The sequence below is a fragment of the Streptomyces violaceorubidus genome (genome assembly GCF_000717995.1).
GTDB classification, from domain to species: domain Bacteria; phylum Actinomycetota; class Actinomycetes; order Streptomycetales; family Streptomycetaceae; genus Streptomyces; species Streptomyces violaceorubidus.
Genome location: NZ_JODM01000048.1, coordinates 16,996 through 39,777 on the forward strand (window position 1 = coordinate 16,996; position 22,782 = coordinate 39,777).

Consider the following 22,782-nt stretch of genomic DNA (forward strand, 5'->3'; position numbering starts at 1 on the left):
CCTTGGTGATCCTCCGAGCCGAACGGTTCGACCCCCCTGTAATGACCGGCACGAGCGAGGAGGACCAGGCACGCCGCGGCCTGGCCGAGTCCGTAGTGGGCTCCGTGGCACAGGTGCTGGACACCCGGGGCAGGACGGCCGCCGTCCTCTTCGCCCGGGCCCTCACCTCCCGCTTGTACGAGGCGTTCCCGTACCTGGAGCGCAGGAGCGGCCATCCCGGCGGATCGCCGGCTCGGCACTCGCCGGGGAACACCTCGGTGTCCGAGACGTCGAGCCTCACCGAGGCCGCCCATGGGGACTCTCCGTCCGCGCGACCAACCCGTCCACGGGTCGACTACGGCAAGATCGGCGGCGAGTTCGAAACCGGGTGGAGGCTCGGTGTGCCCGACGAGTTCGAACACGGAGAACTCCTGGCCGACACCCACGCACTGCGCTTGGAGGTTGAGCGGACGGCCCCCGGTGCTCCGGCGATCCTGGAGATCGTCGGCAGTCCCATCACCTACCAGAACGATCCGGACGGTGTCACGGAAGAGGAGTTCTGGCATTCCCTCGAACAGACGGTGCAAACACTGCGGGACGGTGCGAACGTTCACAGCCTCTTCGGCGCTCACAATGGCTTCGACCAGCACCAGGACGCGGAACTGCGGCGGGTGAACCGATACGACGGCAGGCTGGTACTCGGCCCGCAGTGGACCGTGGGCATGCACCCGTCCGAACTGCTTGACTTCCTCGTCGACGACGCGCAGCCACTGGTCGACACGGACGTCCGTACCGCCCTTCTGGACGTGGAGGTCGGCGCGGACTTTGCGAAGGCAGTGGCGACCGCCTACCTGAGCGGCGCACCAGGTGGCGACACCATCGCCCCGGATGTCGCCTGGCACCTCCTGGACGACGTCGAATACCGAAATCTGGCGGGGTTGCTCACCCTGGTGTTCACCCAAGCGGTCACCGGGGTGCACGGTATGGCGCAATTCGAGGACACGGGCAGGACGAGGGACTGGCTCAAGGACTACCTCTTTGCCGCGTCCCGCCACGACCCGGCGGTGCTGGCCCGACAACTGCCTTCTCACATACGCGACTTCCTCGACACGCACAACGACTTCGTGCTGGACACGTTCGCAGAGCACGCGCGTCGTGTGCTGTACCGGCGCGTCGACTGGAGCCCGCTGGAGGTCGCCATCGGCGAGGGCCTGACGGTCCAGGACTACCTCCAGAGCTTCACCCTGCACGCCCCCCCGACCACCGTCACCGCGCTGGATCTCGAGGTCAACACGGCGTTTCCGGAACTCGACAACGGAAAGGTGCTCGTCGAGATACGCGACCTGCCGACCGTGTACGGCGTCACCGAGGCCCGCGCCACCTACGAGAAGCTCAAGCAGAGTGCCCACCGGCGGTACGAGGCGGCGGCCGGCCGTCAGGCGCGGGGTACCGACTCGGCAATGTCCACGTACGAAGCACTGGTCTCGGGTGCGCACCGGGGAGCCCTCGAGCGGCTGATCCACAGCACGGTCGAACTGGATCGCCATCGCCGCAACCGCCGCACCGGCCACTTGCCCCTGTGGCGCGACGACATCGCCGTCCAGGCGCGCCAAGCCCTCATGCTCGGGGCAACCGGCGACGGCCCAGCCGACGTACAGCACCCGCTGACCGGCGCGGAGCGCGCGCAGGCCTCCGGCGTCCTCGGTGAGTTCGAGACCCGGCTCACCGAGTACGCCGTCCACGTGCACACCTCGTTTCCCGACGACTGGGAGAGGTTCGGCGCGACATGGACGAGGGCCATGACGGAGGTGTCGCGGCTGCACGAGGTGCTGACCGGCGAAGCCGGCTCCTGGCCGCCGGGCAGGCTGGAGGACGTACCCCCCACGGGCTGGACGGCGGTCGACGATGCCGTGGCCACCGCGGTGAGAGCTCCAGGCGACATGGCGGCGCTGCGGGACCTGCTCTACGAGGTCCGCCTCTGGAGCCGCGCGTCCGACACCGAGTCACGCGCCGCCCTGGCCCGTGACGTGGAACGCCGGGTGCTGGGCCTGCTGCTCGCAACCCATACCGACGGTGGCGCCGAGGGCACTGTGCCAGCCGCTGTGCACCCGCCGACCGAGGCGGGCACCGATGCCGTACAGCGGGACTGGCCACAGCCCTCGGCCGAGGTGCTGGAGGAGTGGGCCGACCGCTTCCGCAACGCGCGTGACTTCATGTCCGAGGCGGAGAACGCCGACGACCTGCGCCGACGCGCCCGGCGAATCGTGGACGAGCACCACCTCGCGCCCCCGTCCGCGGCGGAGGATCCCTCGGCCGAGGCGGACGCCTACCGCAGACTGCAGCGGCAGGTCGTCGACCTCGTGGCGTACTTCCTGCACCGCAGGGGGCGGACCGCCAACGGGGAGGCGGCGGCAGGCGGCCTGGCCCGGGAGATGGCCGAGGCGTTCGGCAGCGGTCCGGACACCGGTCCGTCGGGCCCGGCGGTCCAGGTGTGGACGGCCGACACCGGGGACGCGTTCGTGACCGGCACACTCGCCACACTGTGGAACGCGGTCCGGGACAACCGGCTGCACGAGGCCGACAGCCTGGCCCTGATCGACCGGCTCGCCTCCCACCGGGAGCGGATGACCGTGGTCCAGTCCGGCCAGCTGGACTTCCTGACGAGATGGTCCCGGCTGGCGGAGCACTCCGCGCAGCCCGGCTCCGCCACGGAGTCCGCGGCCGTCGCCGAGAACCTGACCGCACGTCTGGAACGGCTTGCCGCACAGTTGGACGGCGACCCGGACGGGGCGCACCCGGACACCACTGAGGAGGCCGCCCGGTTCGCCGCGGCCCGGCGGCTCATGTGGCGCAAGAACATCGAACTGCCGCCGCTGCCCGGAGCGGTGGGCCGTGCCCCCACCGCATTGCTGCACACCCTGGAGCGGGCCCTCGTCGTCGTCGCGAGGGAGCAGGGCGGCAGGGCCGCCGAGGCACTCGCCATCCAGGCCCGGGACACCCTCGGCCTGACCGCGCCCCGCATTCCGGTGCTCGGCGGCGCGCCCGAGGACGTGGACCCGGACACCGAATCGGAGACCGAACCGCCCTCACCCACCGGTCTGTTCTCTCCATCGGACGAGGAGGACGACGACCTCTTCGGCCCCAGCGCGCCGCCCTCCCCCACGCTGGCGCTGCCCTCCTCGGGCCTAGCCCTGCCGATTCCCCCGGCCGGCCTGCCGATCCTCCCGGCTGGCCAGCCGGTCCCCGCCGTCCGCCGCGATCCGACAGGGGAGCCGTCTCCGGCGCCCTCCGCCTCCCGCGACACCTCGGTCTTCGACGTCGACGCGTACGTCGCCGAGCAGCCCAGCAATGAGGCCGTGGCCGCCCTGGGCGAGGCGGCGTTCCTGCACTGGCACGTGGCCTCGCCGGTGCGGGTTCCCTGGCAGCGCGCCGGGAAGGTGCCGGTGCGGCTGGACATCCACCGCACTGAGGAGGTGTTCCGCACCGCCCTCGCCCACCATGCCGCCTCCGTCGGCGGCGTGTGGGACCACATCCGGGCCACCTACGGCATCCGGCTCCCCGTGGGGGACATTCACAGGCTGCACCAGCACTACCACGCGCTGGGGCGCGCCACCGAGGACGGCCGCAGGCACCTCGACCTCATGCGGAACCTGGCCGCGGCGCGCCAGTACGCCCGTGCCCACGGCGGCTCCCTGACCGCGACCCCGTTCACGCACGTCGAGCAGGTCAACGGCAAGCCCGTGCGACTGGGTCAGTGGCTCGGCGACGTCCGTGAGGGTCACTACCGGGTCAGCGCGGACACCCGGGCAGTCCTTGACGGATTGGGCATGCGCTGGACCACGCCCGTCTCGGAGCGCTGGGAGACGCTCCTGACCGCCGCCCGTCAGTACGCGCGTGATCACGGCGGCTCCCTCGGGGGAGTCGACCGCGGACACATGGAGGAGGTCGACGGCATGAACGTCGAACTCGGCCAGTGGCTCACCAGCATCCGCGCCGGAAACTTCCACCTCGACACGGAGACCCTGCGGACCCTCGACTTGCTGCACTGGAGGACCGCCCTCCGCCGTGGCAACCGTGCCCAGAGGTTGCTCGCCGCCGCCCGGCAGTACGCCGAGAGCCACGGCGGCACCATCGCCGACGTGCGTGTTGACAGCGTCGAGACGATCAACGGCGTCGATGTCTACCTCGGTCGATGGCTGTCCAGAGTCCGGGATGGCCGCCGGATCGACGACGAAGCCCGGGCCGAGCTGAACCGCCTGGGGATGCGGTGGACGGATCCCTCACCGCAGGACTACCTGGCCGCCGCCCAGCAATACGCCGCCAGGAACGGCGACAGCATCGCGAATATGCCGCGTGAGCACGTGGAGACCGTCAACGGGACCGCGCTCCAACTCGGCTACTGGCTGCGCAAGGTACGCCGCGGCAGAATGAAAGTGCCCCATGAGGTGCTGGAGGCTCTGGTCGGGCTGCGGATGCCGGGCTGGTCGTCCTCCCGCAGAGCCCGGCTCACCGCCGCACGGCAGTACGCGGCCGCCCAAGGCGGCTCGCTCGCCGACGTGCCCTCCACACACGTCGAGCAAGTTGGCACCACCGGGGTCCCACTGGGGCAATGGCTGGATGACGTGCGCAACGGGCGGGCGCGGATCGACCGTCTTACCCGGGCCCTGCTGAACGGTTACTCCATGCGCTGGGACCTGGACGAACCGACGGTCGACGTCTTCCTCACCGCCGCCCAGCGGTACGCCGACGATCACGGCGGCTCCATCGCGGGCGTTCCCTTGGACCATGTCGACGTCGTCGGTGGGCAGGAGGTGCAGCTCGGCCTCTGGCTGGACCGGGTGCGTGGCGGCGAGCGCGACATCACCTCGCAGACCCGGGACGCCCTGAACGCGCTGCGCATGCGCTGGAACAAACGGCAGCAGATCAAGACGGACGTCTACGTTCTCGCCGCCCGCCAGTATCACGCGATACACGGCTCGATCGCCGAGGTCCCGTTTAACCACCCCGAGCTGGTCAACGGCACTGAGGTCCCCCTGGGCCACTGGATCAGCACCAATCGCGGCAACCACCACCTGGACCAGGCGACCGAGGCCATCCTCAATGAGCTGGGCATGCGGTGGACCAGGCGGCCCACCTCGAAGATCGTGCTGCACCTGGCCGCCGCCCGGCAATACGCCGCCGACCACGGAAACTCGATCGCGGGCGTCAAATACAAGGACTACGAGATTGTGGACGGGCAGCGGGCCAACCTCGGGCACTGGTTGAGCAACGCCCGAGCCCGCCGTGGCGACCTGGAACCCGAAGTGATCGCGGAGCTGGATGCGCTGGGCATGCGCTGGGGGACCCGTCCCCGGGCTCCCCGCGGCGCACGCGCCGCAGCCGCCACGTCGACCAGCACCGGCCCGGTCCGCACCGGCCGCACGACCGGCCGTCAGAAGGCGGGCGCCGGGACCCGGCCGGAAACGGTGGCCCCCCGCCCGAGCGCTCAGCCGCCCGCCGAAGCGTGGACGGTGGCCGGGGCGGCGGCCCGGCGAGGGCTGCGCACCGAGGTGGTGCCCGGCGACGGCGACTGCTTCGTCGCCTCCTTCGCCCGGGTGCTGGAGCTGGCCCAGAACCAGCCGTGGACCGGTGCCCAGGTCCGCGCCGCCATGGCGCGGGCTCTGATGGACGACCTGCGCCGGGTTTCCGAGGAGCGCGAGCTGTGGCCCGTGCTGGAGCCGGCGGTGCTGCAGCACACCGCCGAGTCGATGGCGCTGGCCGACCAGGCGGGCGCCGGTGACGCCGGACTGAACTGGCGGGAGAGCATCGACAGCGCGACGGCCGCGCTGCTGGCGGACGGCGGCGTTGCCGACGCCCACCGGCAGGCCTTCGCGGACCTGATCGCCCGGCCGGGACAGTGGATGAGCACCGCGGGCGACGTGATGCCGCCGCTGGCCGCCATGCTGTGGAACGTCCGTATCAGGGTGACGCAGTTCGCGATCCCGGAGTCCGGTGAGCCGCAGGTCTCCGCCTTCCCGGTCGGCGACGGCCCGCTCGTCGTACGCATGGTCCGCGAGTTCCGGACCACCCCGCAGGGACCGTTCGGCGAGCACTGGTCGCCGGCCGTGCCCGACCCGGGTCTGCTGGCCGAGCTCGACGCGGCGGAGGTGGCCCGGCTGCGGGCCGAGAACCCCGACCTGCCCCTGCCCGCCGCCTCGGAGCCCACCGCCGCGCGGGCGGGTGCGTCTCCGTCCGCCGACCCCGAGCGACTCGCGGCGCGCCCTGCCGCGCAGCGGCCCCGAGCAGAGCAGCCCGGCCCCGCGGTCGCGCCGCAGACGGCCGACGTCGTGGCCGGCGCCGTCAACCGGGTGCTGCAAGGACGGCTGGAAGCGGCGTACCAGCACCGGACCGCGCTGGCCGCCGAACGCGGCGAAGCAATGCCCTACCTGCTCCAGGGTGTCACCCTGCAGGAGTTCCTCGACACCCTGCGCCGGCACGTCGAGGGCGAGCTACGGCTGTGGCCCCTCACCGACGAGATGGAGATCGCCCTCCTGGTGCAGGTACTCGCCCAAGACGTGGCGGACCCCGTCGGCCAGGGCGCGCAGTATCTCGCCGACCTGGTGGTCGGCCTGCGGGACCCCCGTGTCCCGACCCGGGCCGACGGCAACAACCCGCTGGTTATGACGGCGCAAACCGGCGCCCCCGTTACAGGCCCCCTCATGAACCGCTTCCTGACCACCTCCGACCCGGCGGAACGGGAACTCCTGCGGCGCGCCCTGGGAAGCGCTCGGGCGCCCGCGGCCGCGGGCTCGAACGGCCTGAGCGAACGCTCCGCCCGGTCCAGCGAGCCGGGTGCCACCCACCCGAACGATTCGGTGCCGGGGAATCATGAGCATGCCCCCAGTCCCTCTCATGGCCGTGCGGCGGTGACCGACACGGCGGAAGCCGCCTTCACCGGATCCGCCCTCCTCGAACTCGCCGTGCCCGAGGAAGGCGGCGGTCTCGTCACGGTGCGCCGTGGACCCGACCGGCACACCGGGCTGACCTACTCGGGGGACCGCACCGTCGCCGTCAGCTCCGACGGCCCCTTCCAGTCGGCGTTCGCGACCGCCGGAGCCATAGAGCGGGCCAACGCGGCGCTGGCCGCGGCGGGCAGCGCGGTCCGGCTCCGCACGGACGGCGGCCATGTCGACGTCCCGGGCCGCCGGCGCGGCGAGGCGCTGAGGCTCCTGCGGGTGACACCCCAGGTGCCCGGCCGAAGCGACGGCGACGCGCGGTCCCTGGCCGCCCTCGCGTTCGGTGGACCGCCCGACCGCCTCGTCTTCCGGGACGTCCACGGCGCCACCTCGACGGCCGGCATCGAGTCCACCGGACGGCTGGAGGAGCTCCACCACCTCGCGTCCGCACTGGCCGACACCCTGGAGCAGGGAACCCACTCCCGGCACTTCCCCGACGCGGACTGGGCGGCCCAGGCCACCGCCCGGCCCGCGGAGTCAGCGCCGCCGCGCAGGCGTGACCTGAACGCCCGCCGCGACGCCCTGGGCCGGCTGGCGGGCAACCTCGGTGTGAACGCGGCGGCGACGGCGAAGCTGGGGGAGGGCTACGTCCTCCAGTCCCTCGCCAGCGCGGAGGAGACGGGCGAGCAGCTCGACCGGCACGGGCACACGTTCGACGGCACCCACGGCTACCACTACGGGGTCGTCGTCCTGGAGAGCGAGGACCGAGGCTCCCACATCACGCTGGAGAACCTCACGGACCACGGCTCGCGCGGGGAACTGTTCCTGCGCGCGGTCTACCAGAACATCGACAGCCTGGGACGAGACGGCCTGGAGTCCCTGCGCACCTCTCTGCACGCGCGGTCTCGAGCGGCGGGGTCGCCCGAGGCGCGGGCCCACGCCGAGGCCAGGCTGACCGCCGTCACACGGATGCTCGACCTGCTGTCCGCGTTCGACCGCCGGGCCGACGCGGACGCCGTGCGGGCGCGGGAGGCCGCAGCCCTGGCCGCCTTGGAGGCGATCCTCGACGGAGAGAGCCTCGGGGACGGCGGCCGGCCGTGGCGCCTGCGTCTGGTGCGTCCCGCGGACGGTAAGTCCTTCCATGACCTCATGGTGGCGGAGACGTCCGTGGACGACGCCTTCACCGCCGTGGTGGTCGGTGCGCCCAACCGGACGATCGACACGGCGCCCCCCGTCGTCGCGGGCGACGGCAGCGTGGCCGCGCTGGCCGAGTGGGTGGATTCGGCCACCGGGCTGATCCCGGACGTGCCGGATCCGGAGGCCGGCCGGCACCACCGTGAGGACGCGCCGTTCGTCAGCGATCCGCTCCCGGCCGTCAGGCAGGGCGACCTCCTGTGGCGCACCCTGGGCACGGTCAAGGAGCAGCGGGAGCAGGACCCGGCCGGCACGGGCGATGACCCGGCGGCGACCGGCTTCCGTGCCCGGACGGAGATGGTCGAGGCCGCGCGGAAGAAGGCCAGGAAACACGCCCGTGTCGCGTTCCCGGCCGGCTTCCTGACCGGGAACCCCACCTCTCAACTGATCGAGAGCGTGGCGGACCGCCAGCAGTGGCTGACCGAGCTGGACGTCTCCCTGCGTCTGACCGATCCCGAGGACTCCTACAGCAGGCGGGTCTCCCGCATGCGGGTCGAAGACCTCCGCAAGGAACTGGCCCTCCTCGGCGCCGAGCTGCGCGAGCGCGAAACGGCGGGACTCGGGCAACGCGATCCGCGTGCGCGGTGGATCGCGGAGCGGACCGCGGAGAGGGAGCTGCCTGCCGCCGTGCGCGACATGTGGGTCACCGCACATATGCTGGCCGACCTGATCCGCCGGACACGTGGAAGCGTCCTGGGCGCGGGAGCCGACCTCTCCATCCTGGAACGGCGCCACGAACAGGTGGTCACCGCGCTGCACGTCCTTTCGGATCTGTCCGCGACAGGCGTTCCGTGGTCCGGGCTGCGTCCGGACGCGCGACTGGGGCTGGTCACGGCCGAGCTGTCCTCGCGCGAGCTGAGGCCCCGCATGATCGAGGCGGCGCTGAACCGACTGCGTCACCTGGAGCGGCGGTGGGGGACCAACTACGGTTTCGACACCCCGCGGCGGGCGGCCGAGCTGCTACGGATGCTGCACGACCGCCTCACCTCGTCGCACATGACGGCGGTGACCAACGTCGACACAGAGGTACTTCTCGACCTCCTCGCCGATCCGGCCGCGCCGATGGACGCCCTGCTCGGCCGGCCGACGCGCCTGGGACCGTCGGACTCCGCACCGTTCGACGCGGTGCCCGCGGCCCTCATGTCGGCGCGCCTGCACCAGGCCGGGGCAGACCCGCACTCCGGCGTCGCCCTCCACTGGAACCAGGACCGGCGCGGGCACGCCCTGTACACCCCGGTGCCCGCCCTCCCCGCCGACGCGGACGGCACCGACGCCATCCCGGGGGACTTCCGGGCCGGCTTCACGCCGACGTCCCTGCACGCGCTCGTCGTCCGCGGCGACGAGGACGCCGTACGGCTTGCCCTGGCGGAGGCCACCGACTTCGCCCACGACCCCCCGTTGCTGCGGGTGCGTGCCGGCGGCCGATTCCCCTCCCTCGGCCACTTCGGGGCGTATCTCCCGGGGCCGCTCGGCTGGTCGGACGTCGACGCCGTGGTGGTGAACCACTGGGACGGCACGACGCGGGAGGACGCCCAGGCCCTGGCGGCGCGGCTGGAGGACTTCTCCGCGGCGCACGGCGTCGGATTCCGGGTCCGGGTCGTCGAGACGGCGCCTCCGCTTCCGGCGTCCGGTCCGTACGAGCCGGTGCACACGCCCGTCAGGCTGGGGGAGGACGGCCTCGCGCTCGACTACCTTCCGGTGGGCCGACGCTCGGCCGACGCGCTTCGCGGTCTGGTGGCGGACAGGTTCTACGAGGCCACTCCGAACGGACCGGGCACGCTGCAGGCGGACGGGGGGCCGGAGCCGTGGACCGTGCGAGCCGCGGGCGACGCGCCGTGGACGGGGTCACCGGGGGGTGAGCGGCCCCTGTTCGTCCGGGCCGACCACTCCGACGTCTCCGACCACGTACTCGTCCAGTACGGCAGCGGTGCCACCCGCGGCATGCCCGCCCACCGGTTCGCCGCCCAAATCGCCGCCGACATCCCCGCGGACACCGCCCCCGGGCCCGTCGTCCTGCTCGTCCCCGGAGGGGGCGCGGGGCACCTCACGCTGCCGCGCCACCTCGCGGCCCGCACCGGACGCCACGTCTGGGCGTTCACCCGTGACCTGGAGACGGTGCGGGAGCCCGGTGGCGAGGCCCTCCTGGTGACGGCCTTGGGGAGCCCCGAGGGCAAACAGGGCCGGTGGGTACTCAGCACTCCAGACGACCTTCGGCGGGCAGCCGTGGGGCAGTCGGCGCCGGACGTAATCCTGCTCGAGAGCGGCTCGGCCGTACCCGACGACTTCCTGCTGACCACGCCGATCCCCGACCGAAGTACGTTCCGGCCCATCGGCCGATCGGCGCACGTCCCCTTCGAGATGGACGAGGCCGAACAGACGAGCCTGGGCGAGCGCGCCGACTACGGCGTCGTGCGGACCGCCGACTCCCAGCAGCCCGGGACGAGGTGGACCCTGCCCTGGGTCCGCTCCGGCGAAGCCGTCACCAGGGACGCCCCGTACTTCTGGGACAGTCACGGAACGCCGAGCGCCGTCAAGGTACCGCTGCGCAACGGCCTCGTCGTCGACGTGGGCCCCGCTGAGCCGGGGCGGTACCTGCGGCGTCGTCCCAGTGTGGGCGCCGCGAGCGTCGTGCTGGTGAGCTGTCAGACGGGCGCGGAGAACGGCGACGCCCCGCGGTACGCCCAGCGCGTGGCGGACGTACTGGGCAACGAAGTGTTCGCCGCCAACGCGCCAGTACGGGACAGCCTGGACATCGAGGAACGGCAGGGGGCGGAGCAGCCGGAGTGGCTGCGATTCTCCCCGCGACCGGCGGCCGGCGAAGCGGCGCCTGACGCGTCCCCCGCCCGTGCCCCGGGCGGTGGCGCCCCCTCCCCCGTCCCGGGTAGGCGCTCCGCAGGCGACCTGGCCACGCGGGGAGTGCCGGACAGCGCCGCACGCTCCGACGGCCACGCCGACGAGACGGCGGACCGGGCCGGACACCGCTCCGCCCTCGGCGCGCCGTTCCCCGACGGGAACGAGCCGGACCAGCCGGTGGCCGAGGAGGACCCGCCGAGCAGCGACGAGGACGTGTCCTCCGACGAGGACAGCGACGACACGGCGACACCCGACTTCCCCGGCGACGGCTCCCCCGAGGCGCTGATGTCGTTCCTGCGCATGCTGGGAGAGATGCCCCCGGGCCCGGACGCGCCCGTCGAGCAGCAGCACCGCGACCTTGCGGCATTCGGCGTCGACCCGCTCGCGCACGGCCGTCGACGTTTCGACGCGTGGCGCCTGCTGGGTACGGTCGCGCGGGCCCGGCGTCACCACCCGGACGGCCAGGGCCACGGCTCCGCGTCGGAGGACTTCGAAGCAAGAACGCGTCTGATCGACCAAGGCGTGGAGAGGGAGCGGGCCCGTGCCGCGGCCATGCTCACGAGGGACTTCCTGACCGGCCCCTCCACACATCTTCGCCAAGCCCTGAAGGAACGTCAGGAATGGCTCGCGGAACTGCGACTCGCCACGGCGCAGCTCGTCGGGGACGGTGACTACTATGCCCGGGAGATCGCCCAGCGCTACAGCGCGTTCCTGGACCGGCAGACGGCCGGGATCCGCAAGGAACTGCTGCGACGCGGCCGTGCGCAGAGCGCGGAGCGGGACCCCCGCGTGCAGTGGCTGCTGGACAGGGCCCAGGACGAGACGGGTCTCGCCGACGCGGCGGAATCCATGCAGGCCCTTGGCGAGGGCCTGGACGCGGTGATCCGCCGGGGGAGCCGTGGTGATGCGGACCTTCCAGGATTCGACGCGGACGAACTGGCCCGGCGTCGCGACGATCTGGCGCTGGCGAGGAGTGTCTTCTCCGCGCTGTCCGACCGACAGTTCCTGTGGGACGGCGCCGGGCAGGACCTGCGGCGCGAGCTGGTCGCCGCCGAGCTGCACACGCAGCAGCTCCGGCCGGACATGGAGCGTGCCGCGCTGCACCGACTGCGGCACCTGAACCAGCAGTGGGGCACGACCTACGCCTTCGACGACCCCGAGCGCTCCGGCCCGCTGCTGGCGACGCTGCACGAACACCTCGCCTCACCCGACATGGTGCCGGTGACACACGTGGACGGCGGCCTCGTGGAGCGGCTGACGGCCGGCCCCGACGTACGCCTGGACGACCTGCTCGGCGTGCCGACGGACCCGGGCACTCCCGGCGCGCGGCCCTTCAGGGCGGTGGTGGGCGAACTGATGCCGGCGAACTGGCAGAGCGAGGGGGCGATGCCGTACGACGGCATCGCCCTCCACTGGAGGCACGCTCTGCGCGAGCACGCCCTGTACACGCCCGTCACGGCCCGCACGGTCCGCACGGCCCGCACGGCCGAAGCGAACCCCGACTCGGTTCCCGCCGGCTTCCGGACCTGCTTCACCCCCACGTCGATGCACGCCCTCCTCGTCCGCGGCGACGAGGAGGCTGTACGGCTCGCGCTGGCCATGGCGACCGCGTTCGCCCACGACCCGGTCCTCTACCGCGAGTACCGTGCGGACCGCCTGGGCACCGCCACCCGCTTCGGTTTCGTACTCCCGGGCGAACTGGACTGGCGGGACGTGGAGGTGGTGACCGTTCCGTTTTGGGACGCCGAGTCACTGCGGCGAGCCAAGGAAACAGCGAGGCGAGTGGGGGACTTCGCCCGCGGAACGGGCCTCGAACTGGCCGTCGGGTGCGTGCCGTGCAGCCCGCCCCTCGTTGCGTCGACTCCCCCGGCTCCGGTCCGCACCCCCGTCGTGCGAGGCGGCGCCCTCCTCGGGTTCGACTACTCCCCGGTCAACCGCGCCAGGGACACCGCGCTGCGTGGCCTGGAGACGGACTCGCTGCACCTGACCTACCCGGACACCGGACATACCGTTCACGTCGACCCCGACGGAGCGCCCTGGACACGGTTCGAGGGACGGCCCCTCTTCGTGAGGGCCGCCCGGGGCCGTGTCCCCGAGCACACGTCCGTGCAGTTCGACAACGGTGTGACGCGCGACCTTTCCGCGCGGGAGTTCGCCACCCTGGTCGCCGCCGACATCCCCTCCGACACCGCACCCGGTCCCATCGTCCTGCTCGTGCCTTACGGCGGGGCGGGCCAGCTGGAGACGCCACGCCGACTCGCGGCCCGCAGCGGACGTCGGGTCTGGGCCTTCACCCGGGACCTCGACGTGTTCCCGAGCACGGACGGGAGCGTCACGCGGGTGACCGCGTTCGCCGGCTTGCACGGCGAGGACGGCGTGGACGGCAGGTGGATCCTCAGCGAACCGGATGATCTCCGGAACGCGTCGCTGGGCGGCCGGACACCCGACGTGGTCGTGATGGAGGACGGGCTGGTGCTCCCGGACGCCTACGTAGAGACGACCACCCTGCAGGATCCGGCCACCTTCCGGCCGACCGGCCGGTCCTCCCACTTGCGGCCCTTCCAAACGCGGGCGCAGTGGGGCCAGGGCAGGTGGCCCACGCAGACCGAATATGAGAGCCCGGCGGGCGAGCGGCGGCCGCTGCCTTGGACGACCGCCGGGCAGACACCGGAGCGAACCTACTTCTGGGACAGTCACGGGCGAACGGGCAAGGTCCGCTTGGCCTTGGATGGGGATGCGGAGAGGCGCGCCGCTCCCGGCGAGCTGGGCCGGTTCCTGCGCCGTCGCCCCAGCCTGGGCTCGGCGGCTGTCGTGATGGTCTGCTGCAACGCCGGCATCGAGGAGGGTACGCAGCCGGCCGTCGCCCAGACGGTCGCGAACCACATCGGGAAGGAGGTGTACGCCGTTGACGGGACGGTCGACGGGTTGCTGAGGCCGGACGGTGGGCACGGCGAGTGGCTCCGCTTCTCGCCCCGGCCGGCGATCGGATCCACCGCCCCGGGCGAGGTGCCGGCCGGGACCGACGCGCCGGAGGGGGAGGTGACGGCCTGATGCCTGCCGAGACGGCTCCGCCGATGTGCCGTTTTGTTCGTGAGAGGTTGGAGACAAGTGCCTGACGTGACCGAGACACCTGAGCGCGAGGAACCCCTGGCGGACGTTCCCGAGTCCATCCTCAAGGCCGCCAGGGAAGCCCCCGACCACTGGTTCGGCATGGTCGATCCGGCATGGCGGGGGGAGGGCGTCCCGCCGCGGTGGGCGGTGGTCGGGCAGTACCGGTCCAACGCCGAGGGGGAGGTGGTGAAGTGGCAGTACAACGACGACTACCGGCCCTCGCCCGACGCCAACGGCTGGCCGCGGCCCACTGATCCGGTCGACGAGGCCATTCAGCTGGCCGTGACCGGCTACGGTTCCGAGGACGATGTCCTGCGCCTGCTCGGCGAAGCGGAGGTCGGCGTCATGATCGCTCCTGACGGGGCGCCGGTCGAGGCGTGCAGCCCGGACGGCACTCCAGTGGTCCCCGTCTTCACGTCGGAGCCCCAGCTCCGCGCCGGCGGACGCTACGCGGCGCGTACCGTCCGGGTACGGGACCTCGTGCGGGAAGTGGGTGAGGACACGCTTGTCCTCGTGAACCCTGCGGGCGCGGTCAGCATGACCGTCGACCCCGAGGACCTGCTGCCGCCGACCGCCGACGGTCCTCCCCAGGAGGCTCCGGCCGCGACGGACTCCCCGGCACGCCCTGTGGAGAACCTCAACCTGCCGGACTCCGAGCCGGAGCCGGAGGCCGTTCAGCAGGAGGGTGAAGCAGGCGCCTCCACCCGGCAACACCTCGTCAACGTGCTGAACGGACAGGCGCAGTAAGCGAAGCCGGTACACACCTGTCCCCGACCAAGTGTGTACATGAGGATCGCGATGAACCCTAGAATCAACCACTGAACACTCGGCAGAGCATCGACAGCAGGTGCGCTGACGCAAGCGGCGCACCAGGCCTGCCTGCCCGACGTGTTGCAAGAGTGTCGTAACCACATGTCACGCCGACCACACCGGAAAGGTGTCATGACGACTTCCAAACCCAACGACTCTCCCGACGAGCCGACAGCCGTGGCCTCCGCGCAGGCCGGGGCCGAGGCCGTCGAAGAAGCCGAGGGGAAGCCGGGAACCGCCGCTGAAACGGCGAAGCGCATCCTCACCTCCGTATCGTCCACCGGGCGATCGGCCGTGCCGTCCGCCTTGGCCGAGCCGGAACCTGAGCCTGTATCAGGGAAGGCGACCACAGGGAGAAAGGAAGCAGAAGAGGCAGACGGAGCAGAAGAGGCAGAGGAAGCAGAGGAAGCACAAGAGGCGGAAGAGGCGGAGGCAGCGGAGGAGACCGCGGCGACCGCTTCGGGCACGACCGCCGAAACGGAGGCGTCCGCCACCGCGGCGTCGGGGAAGGCCGCCTCGGCCGAGGCTTCCGCGGAGACCGCGGAGACGGTGGCGAAAGCGTCCTCGGGCACCGACGCCGGGGACTCCGCGCGCACGAAGGTCAAGGCCGCTCCCGGCCGGCCGCACAAGGGCCTGCTCGCGGGCGCCGCCATCGTCGGCGCGCTGCTGATCTCCGTACCCTTCCTGATCAGTGGCGGCGACGGCGACGACGGACGGTCGTCCGCGAAGCCGGGCGCCACTCCGGGCACGGTGCTGGACGAGCTGGCGGGCGCCGCGCCCGGCGTGGTCGGTTCCGAGTCGCCCTCGCCGCACGCCTCCAAGAAGGGCGGCGCGCAGCCGAAGACCGTCATCACCACCGGACCGGACGGCAAGCCCGTCGTGGTGACCGTGTCACCGAAGGCGAGTGCGACGGGCGGTGGGAAGAAGGACGCGCAAGGGGGCGCGACGGGCGCCACCACGCAGGAGGGGAAGCCGGCCAAGACCGTCTCCGGTTCCGGGGGGACGTCGGGCGGGGGCGACACCTCCTCCGGTTCCGGGGGCACGTCGACCGACACGTCTTCCGGTTCTGGTACCGGTTCCGGCTCTGATTCGGGCTCGTCGAAGACGGAGAACTCGGGCCAGGCCCCGAGCGATCCGTGGTCCGGGGGCGTCCAGATTTACAGCCATGCCTCCAACCGCTGCATCGGCGTCGCCAACAGCCCGAACGCGCCCGTCGGATCCAAGCTGGTGATCTGGGACTGCTACAACGAGTCCTACCAGCGCTGGAAGTTCGTCGACGGCACCGTGCGGTCCGAGGGCAAGTGCATGAACGTCAGCGGTGGGGCGACGAACAACGGCGCCGTCATCAACTGGACCACCTGCAACGGCTCGGGCGCCCAGCAGTTCCGGCTCAACTCTTCGCACGACCTGACGAACCCCCAGTCCGGCAACAAGTGCGTCGACGTGATCGACCAACGGACGGACAACGGGGCGCGTCTCCAGTTGTGGCAGTGCTACGGCACCCCCAACCAGAAGTGGAGCACGCGCACTCCCTAGCCGGTCTCCGCACCCAGGTGCACCGGGAGGGTGCCCGCTCCGTCCGAGGGGGCGGGCACCCTCGTAGGTCCAGCACGGGCCGCGGGTCTCAGAAGCCCCTGAAGACGTCGTCGTCGGCGGCCTCGACGAACTCCTCCCAGTCCATGTTGGCCATGGCGATGTTGTTCTCCACGGACCACAGCTCGCGCGCGACGACCCGCAGCTCGTCGGTGCCGCCGAATGGCGCGTCCCGGTCCCCGGCGTCCTGCGCGCTCACATGTACGGCCAGCAGCGGCATCTCGGGCTCGCCCCTGGCCCTCCGGTCCGCCACGATCAGCAGTTCGTCCTCCTCGGGCGCGAGCGCGACGATCTCCCGCGTGGTCAGACCCTCGTAGGCGCGGTCGTCCACGATGTGGAGCACGGCGAGGAAGTCGGCGTCATCGTCGGTCGGAGTGGTGACCGCGACGCGCAGGTCCTGCCAGGCGGCCTCGTCGGAGAAGTCGGTGCGGATCAGCAGGGTGTCTTCGCTCTTCGGGAGTTTCGTCATGGCTGGGGCTCCTCGTGCGCACGGGTGTCGGGGGCGCGGCAAACGTCGTTCGGTATGTACGTGGAACATATGTTAGGTACATGTCTCCCGTGGCCGACTCGCGGCGTCACCCCCTTGACAGGTGACGCTCTGGTGGGCAGGGTGAACCCGAAGAAGCGAAGAGTACGAAGGGACCCCGCATGCATGCCTACGAGTACCCCCTCTTCCCCGGCCGTCTGGGCCGGGAGGAGGAAGCTCTGCACGAACTGCTCCGCCGGGTGAACTGCAACGACAGGCGGGAGCCCCGGGACGGCGAGGCTGAGGAGTACACCCTCAGGACCCGCCGGCTCGCGGCGGTCACCTATCTCGGCGCCGTCCTGTGAGCCCCGCGGACATGGCACCCGGAGCACCCGACGCCGCGAACGGTCCCGCCCTGCCCCTCGGCGACGATCCGGCGGCCCTGCTGGACGCCGCGGCATGGGCCCTGGCGGCCCTGGTCGCCACCATCGAGGAGGCGGCGACGAAGCCCCTTGCCGAGGTACTGAGGGCCGATCCGGCGCGTACCGCCGTACTCGAGGCCGCACGACTGGTCAGCAGGACGGGGGACACCCTCACACCCCACCCGTCCCTGGTGTACGCCGACGGGCCGACGGCCCACAGCGCCGCCCAGGCACGTCTGAGTTCGCTGCGCCAGGCCGTCAGCGCCGCCTCCGGCCTCGCGGACGGGTCGGGCGGCACCTGGGCGGACCAGGACGACGCCGTGCTGCTGAGCCAGGGCCGGGCCTCCGCGATGACCGGCCGGGCGCTCGCCGGCCGGGTGGTCCCGGCCCTGCCCGGTCTGGCCGACCGGCTGGCTCGCGAAGGCAGCCGCATCCTCGACGTCGGCACCGGCGTGGCCGCGCTGGCGCTCGCCCTGGCGCGGGGCTTCCCGCACGCCGAGGTCGTGGGCATCGATGTCATGGAGCGCGTCCTGGCACTGGCCGCCGGGGAACTGGCGAACGCCGAGGCGGAGGTCGCGGGCCGGGTCACCCTGCGCCACCTCGACGTCGCGGACCTGACCGAGCGGGCCGCCTACGACCTGGCCTGGCTGCCCGCCCCCTTCCTGTCCCAGGACGCGCTGACCGCCGCCGTACCCCGCCTCACCGACGCCCTGCGGCCCGGGGGCTGGATCGTGGTGGGCACGAACCCCGCGGTGGCCGACCCCCTGCGCCGGGCCGTCGCCGGGTGGAACGCCGTGCGCAGCGGCGGCAACTCGCTGGACACCGACCGCATGGTGGAGACGCTCACCGCCGCGGGAGCCTCGGAGGTACGGACCTTCCCCACGGTGCCGGGCGGCCCCGTGCTGGTCGCCGCGCAGTGGGGCCCGACCCACTGACCGTCACACACCCCCTGGGGCGACGGACGTCCCCGGCGCCCCTCCGGGCCCCGGGGACGTCGCGTGCGGGGCGACCGTGACCGAGGGGGCGGGGGCGGACGTCAGTAGTCCGACCCAGCGACGGAACACACCCCGGCACCCGTGACGCAGTCATTCGACGGATGTGTGCGTAATGTCCACCCCCGGAGACTGGGCGCAGACCGAGCGGCGTCCGGCTCGCCCGGCGCTTTCCGCCGCGCGCGGCGTCCCGCCGCCCACCGGACGCGCTCCCGACGAAAGGCAACCGATATGCCCACCTTCGCGGACCACGTCGTCGCCTCGCTCAAGGCCTCCGGAGTGCGCCGCCTGTACGGCCTGCCAGGTGACTCGCTCAACGGGCTGACGGACTCCCTCCGCCGCACCGACGGTGTCGACTGGGTGCACGTCAGGCACGAGGAGAGCGCCGCTCTCGCGGCGGCGGCCGAGGCCGGGCTGACGGGCGAGCTGACCGTCTGCGTCGGCAGCTGCGGCCCCGGCAACCTGCACCTGATCAACGGGCTCTTCGACGCCCAGCGCAGCCGGGTGCCGGTCCTCGCGATCGCCGCCCAGATCCCCGGGTCCGAGGTCGGCTCCGGCTACTTCCAGGAGACCCGCCCTCAGGAGCTCTTCGCCGACTGCAGCGTCTACGCGGAGGTCGTCACCAGCGCGGAGTTCGGTCCGCGCATCCTCGAGAACGCGATGCGGGCGGCCGTCGAGCGCAGGGGAGTGGCGGTCGTGGTGGTCCCCGGCGAGATCTTCCTCGGCCGGACGGACCGCGACCTCGCGCCCACCGTGGTCCGTCCGGCCCGCACCGTGACGCGCCCCGACGACGACTCCCTGCGCGCGGCCGCCGCCCTGCTGGACGACGCGCGCCGGGTGACCATCCTGGCGGGCGCGGGAGCCGCCGGCGCCCACGACGACCTGGTACGACTGGCCGAGACCCTCAAGGCACCCGTGGTGCACGCCCTGCGCGGCAAGGAGCACGTCGCCTACGACAACCCCTACGACGTGGGTCTGACCGGTCTGCTGGGCTTCGCCTCCGGCTACAAGGCCATCGAGGAGGCCGACACCCTGCTGATGCTGGGCACGGACTTCCCCTACCGGCAGTTCTATCCGCAGCACGCGAAGGTGATCCAGCTCGACATCCGCGGCGAGCAGATCGGCCGGCGCACCCGCGTCGACCTGCCCCTGGTCGGAAGTGTGCGCGACACCCTGCCCGCGCTGCTGCCCCTGCTGAGCGCGAAGACGGACCGCCGGCACCTCGACGGGGCCCTCGCGCACTACGCCCGCACCCGCAAGTCGCTGGACTCGCTCGCCGTCAACGACCACGAGCGCACTCCGATCCACCCGCAGTTCGTGGCGAGCACCCTGGACCGCCTCGCCGACCGGGACGCGGTCTTCACGGTCGACGTCGGTTCCCCGGTGGTGTGGGCGGCCCGCTACCTCACCTTCAACGGCCACCGTCGGCTGGTCGGCTCGTTCAACCACGGCACCATGGCCTGCGCGCTGCCGCACGCCGTGGGCGCACAGGCGGCACACCCGGGCCGGCAGGTGGTGTCGCTGTCCGGTGACGGCGGGCTGACCATGCTGCTCGGCGAGCTGTTCACGCTGCGGCAGAACGGCCTGCCCGCCAAGATCGTCGTCTTCAACAACGGGTCGCTGAACTTCGTGGAACTGGAGATGAAGGCGGCGGGCATCGTCAACTACGCCACCGAGCTGGACAATCCGCAGCTCGCCGAGGTGGCCGCGGCGGTCGGTCTGTGGGCCCGGCGGGTGGAGCGTCCCGGCGACCTGGAGGACGCCCTCAAGGGCGCCTTCGCGCACGACGGCCCGGCACTGGTGGAGGTGATGACCGCGCGGCAGGAACTGTCCGTGCCGCCGGCGATCACGGTGGAGCAGGCCAAGGGGTTCACCCTCTACGCCATCCGCACCATCCTGGACGGCCGGGGCGGGGAACTCCTCGACCTGGTCTCCACGAACGTCGCCCGCCGCATCCTGCGCTGACCGGCGGAGCCCGCACATCCACCCACACACATGCTGCACACATGTGTCGCAGCACACCCTCAAAACATTTGCCTGAATCAACCAACTAACCGCATAGTTGCCTTGAGCAATGAACCTGGAGGCATGTGTGGCCGGCAAACCCGACTTCGAGGAGCTGATGCGGCAGCTGAGCGCCATCGGGTCCGTACGCCGAGAGCTGGCCCGGTCCCTGCCGGCCGACTGCTCCAGCGGATCCGCCGCGGTCCTGGCGCTGCTCGGCCGCGACGGCGACATGCGCATCGGCCGGCTCGCGGAACTGCTCGCCGTCGACATGTCGGTCACCAGCCGCCACGTCACGCACCTGGCCGAGCTGGGCTGGATCGACCGCAGCCCCGACCCGGCGGACCGGCGCTCGCGCATCCTGCGCCTGACCCCCGAGGGCCGTGAGCGGCTCACCGAACTCTCCGGCCGGACCGCCCGGTTGCTCGCCGAACGGCTGAGCGGCTGGAGCGACGAGGACGTCGAGCTGCTGACCGGGCTCCTGGCCCGGCTCCGGGCCGGCTTCGACGACCCGAGGACCCACCCGGGCGGCCCGCCCCCCGGGACGTCCCCGGACGCCCCGCCCTCCGAGACGTCCCCGGGCGTCCCGCCCGCCCGGACGACCGTTGTCACCACGTAAGGAAAGAACACTCATGACATCCACCCCGCAAGCCGGTGTGCGGGCCTCAAGCCCCAGCGCGGGAGGAACACCCCAGGAGTCCATGACGCACGCGCAGATCATGCGCGCGCTCTCCGGACTGCTGCTCGGCCTGTTCTGCGCGATCCTGTCCTCGACCGTCGTCACCAACGCGCTGCCCAGGATCATCAACGACCTGGGCGGCGGCCAGTCCGCCTACACCTGGGTCGTCACCTCCTCCCTGCTGGCGGTCACCGCGTCGACCCCGCTGTGGGGCAAGCTCGCCGACCAGTTCAGCAAGAAGGTCCTGGTGCAGTCGGCGCTGATCGTCTACGTCATCGGGTCCCTGGTGGCCGGCCTGGCCCCCAACCCGGCGACGCTGATCACCGCCCGGGTCATCCAGGGACTGGGCGGCGGCGGTCTGTCCGCCCTCGCCCAGGTCGTGCTGGCGGCGATGATCTCCCCGCGCGAACGCGGACGCTACTCCGGCTACCTGGGCGCGACCTTCGCCGTCGCGACCGTCGGCGGCCCGCTGCTCGGCGGCGTCATCACCGACACCAGCTGGCTCGGCTGGCGCTGGTGCCTCTTCGTCGGCATCCCCTTCGCCGTCGTCGCGCTGATCGTGCTCCAGCGGACCCTGAACCTGCCGGTGGTCAGGCGCAAGGTCAAGGTCGACTGGGCCGGCGCCTTCTTCGTCACCGCGGCCGTGTGCACCCTGCTGATCTGGGTCACCTTCGCCGACGACAAGTACGACTGGCTGTCCTGGCAGACCTACACCCTGGTCGGCCTGTCGGCCGTGCTGACACTGGCCTTCCTGTTCGTCGAGACGAAGGCCGCCGAGCCGATCATCCCGCTGCGGCTGTTCCGCAACCCGACCATCGCCCTCGCCTCGGTCGCCTCCCTGTTCGTCGGCATCGCGCTGTTCGCGGGCACGGTCTTCTTCAGCCAGTACTTCCAGCTCGCGCGCGGCGACTCGCCCACCAAGTCGGGCCTGATGACGATCCCGTTCATCGCGGGCCTGTTCCTCTCCTCCACGTTCTCCGGCCGCGTCATCACCCGCACCGGCAAGTGGAAGGGCTGGCTGCTCACGGGCGGCGTCCTGCTGACCGCGGGGCTGGCCCTGCTGGGCATGCTCCGCTACGACACCCCGTACCTGTACATAGCCTCCTGCATGGCGCTGATGGGCCTCGGCGTCGGCATGACCCTGCAGAACCTGGTCCTGTGCACGCAGAACCAGGTCACCCCGGCCGACCTGGGGGCCGCCTCCTCGACGGTGACCTTCTTCCGGTCCCTCGGCGGCGCGGTCGGCGTCTCGGTGCTCGGCTCGGTCCTCACCACCCGTATCGGCCACTACGCCCGCGAGACCATCACCCAGCTCGCCCCGCAGGACCAGGCGACCGCCGCGCAGGCCTCCGGCAGCGGAAAGCTGCCCGACCTCGCGATGCTGCCCGCCCCGGTCCGCGACTGGCTGGAGGGCGCCTACGGGCACGGCATCGGCGACGTCTTCCTGTACGCGGCGCCCGTCGCCCTCCTCGCCTTCCTGGTGACCCTGTTCATCAAGGAGGTCCCGCTGCGCGCCTCCAGCGGCCTGGACCAGGCGGCCCAGGCCGCCATGCAGGACGCCGAGGCCGTTTCCGGCGCGCCCCTGGTGGCGGAGGCTGTGGACGAAGCCGCCGAGACCGACGCCGCGCGGACCCCCGGTGACGCGGGCGAGGACCCCCGGGTCGAGCGGACACGCTGACCTCCCTGCTCATGGCAGGCCGTTCACGGCGCCGCCGTGCCGAGCACCGGCACGGCGGCGCCGGAC

The 22,782-nt window shown here is 72.1% G+C and carries 9 protein-coding genes; 8 read left to right on the plus strand and 1 reads right to left on the minus strand.

Translation table 11 applies throughout. The features are described from left to right. Nucleotides 1–41: 41 nt before the first annotated feature. The 3 genes from IE94_RS36390 (at nt 42) to IE94_RS37365 (ending at nt 16,418) form a co-directional block, all read left to right on the plus strand. On the plus strand, nt 42–14,012 hold the full coding sequence (locus tag IE94_RS36390) for a hypothetical protein (RefSeq protein WP_157849417.1): 13,971 nt from the start codon (nt 42–44) through the stop codon (nt 14,010–14,012). Between the two features lie 66 nt (nt 14,013–14,078). Further along, nucleotides 14,079–14,819: a type VII secretion system-associated protein gene (locus IE94_RS0132450; protein WP_245235362.1), complete on the plus strand. Its 741-nt coding sequence runs from the start codon at nt 14,079–14,081 to the stop codon at nt 14,817–14,819. A gap of 195 nt (nt 14,820–15,014) precedes the next feature. Beyond that, on the plus strand, nt 15,015–16,418 hold the full coding sequence (locus tag IE94_RS37365) for an RICIN domain-containing protein (RefSeq protein ID WP_157849418.1): 1,404 nt from the start codon (nt 15,015–15,017) through the stop codon (nt 16,416–16,418). An 88-nt stretch (nt 16,419–16,506) separates the two neighbouring features. On the opposite strand, the gene IE94_RS0132460 is transcribed toward IE94_RS37365, so the two are convergent. Further along, nucleotides 16,507–16,944 carry a DUF6924 domain-containing protein gene (locus IE94_RS0132460; RefSeq protein WP_051777813.1) on the minus strand — a complete coding sequence of 146 codons (438 nt, stop codon included), beginning with the start codon at nt 16,942–16,944 and terminating at the stop codon, nt 16,507–16,509. 179 nt (nt 16,945–17,123) lie between these two features. Here IE94_RS0132460 and IE94_RS0132465 point away from each other — a divergent pair, with 179 nt between their 5' ends. From IE94_RS0132465 to IE94_RS0132485, 5 genes are all read left to right on the plus strand, one after another. Then, nucleotides 17,124–17,306, plus strand: a complete 183-nt coding sequence (locus IE94_RS0132465) for a hypothetical protein (protein ID WP_030191566.1) — start codon at nt 17,124–17,126, stop codon at nt 17,304–17,306. Between the two features lie 11 nt (nt 17,307–17,317). After that, nucleotides 17,318–18,298: a class I SAM-dependent methyltransferase gene (locus IE94_RS0132470; protein ID WP_030191567.1), complete on the plus strand. Its 981-nt coding sequence runs from the start codon at nt 17,318–17,320 to the stop codon at nt 18,296–18,298. A gap of 288 nt (nt 18,299–18,586) precedes the next feature. Beyond that, complete coding sequence (gene poxB, locus IE94_RS0132475; protein ID WP_030191569.1) at nt 18,587–20,320, plus strand: ubiquinone-dependent pyruvate dehydrogenase; 1,734 nt, start codon at nt 18,587–18,589, stop codon at nt 20,318–20,320. A gap of 127 nt (nt 20,321–20,447) precedes the next feature. Then, nucleotides 20,448–20,978, plus strand: a complete 531-nt coding sequence (locus IE94_RS0132480) for a MarR family winged helix-turn-helix transcriptional regulator (RefSeq protein ID WP_030191572.1) — start codon at nt 20,448–20,450, stop codon at nt 20,976–20,978. 82 nt (nt 20,979–21,060) lie between these two features. After that, nucleotides 21,061–22,716, plus strand: a complete 1,656-nt coding sequence (locus IE94_RS0132485; protein WP_245235363.1) for an MDR family MFS transporter — start codon at nt 21,061–21,063, stop codon at nt 22,714–22,716. Nucleotides 22,717–22,782 lie beyond the last annotated feature (66 nt).

What these genes read in the sequence shown, in the direction of transcription:
- IE94_RS36390 (WP_157849417.1), top strand. Translation starts at nt 42, where the DNA reads ATGACCGGCACGAGCGAGGAGGACCAGGCACGCCGCGGCCTGGCCGAG.
- IE94_RS37365 (WP_157849418.1), top strand. Translation starts at nt 15,015, where the DNA reads ATGACGACTTCCAAACCCAACGACTCTCCCGACGAGCCGACAGCCGTG.
- IE94_RS0132470 (WP_030191567.1), top strand. Translation starts at nt 17,318, where the DNA reads ATGGCACCCGGAGCACCCGACGCCGCGAACGGTCCCGCCCTGCCCCTC.
- IE94_RS0132460 (WP_051777813.1), bottom strand. Translation starts at nt 16,944, where the DNA reads ATGACGAAACTCCCGAAGAGCGAAGACACCCTGCTGATCCGCACCGAC.
- IE94_RS0132485 (WP_245235363.1), top strand. Translation starts at nt 21,061, where the DNA reads ATGACGCACGCGCAGATCATGCGCGCGCTCTCCGGACTGCTGCTCGGC.
- IE94_RS0132465 (WP_030191566.1), top strand. Translation starts at nt 17,124, where the DNA reads ATGCATGCCTACGAGTACCCCCTCTTCCCCGGCCGTCTGGGCCGGGAG.
- poxB (WP_030191569.1), top strand. Translation starts at nt 18,587, where the DNA reads ATGCCCACCTTCGCGGACCACGTCGTCGCCTCGCTCAAGGCCTCCGGA.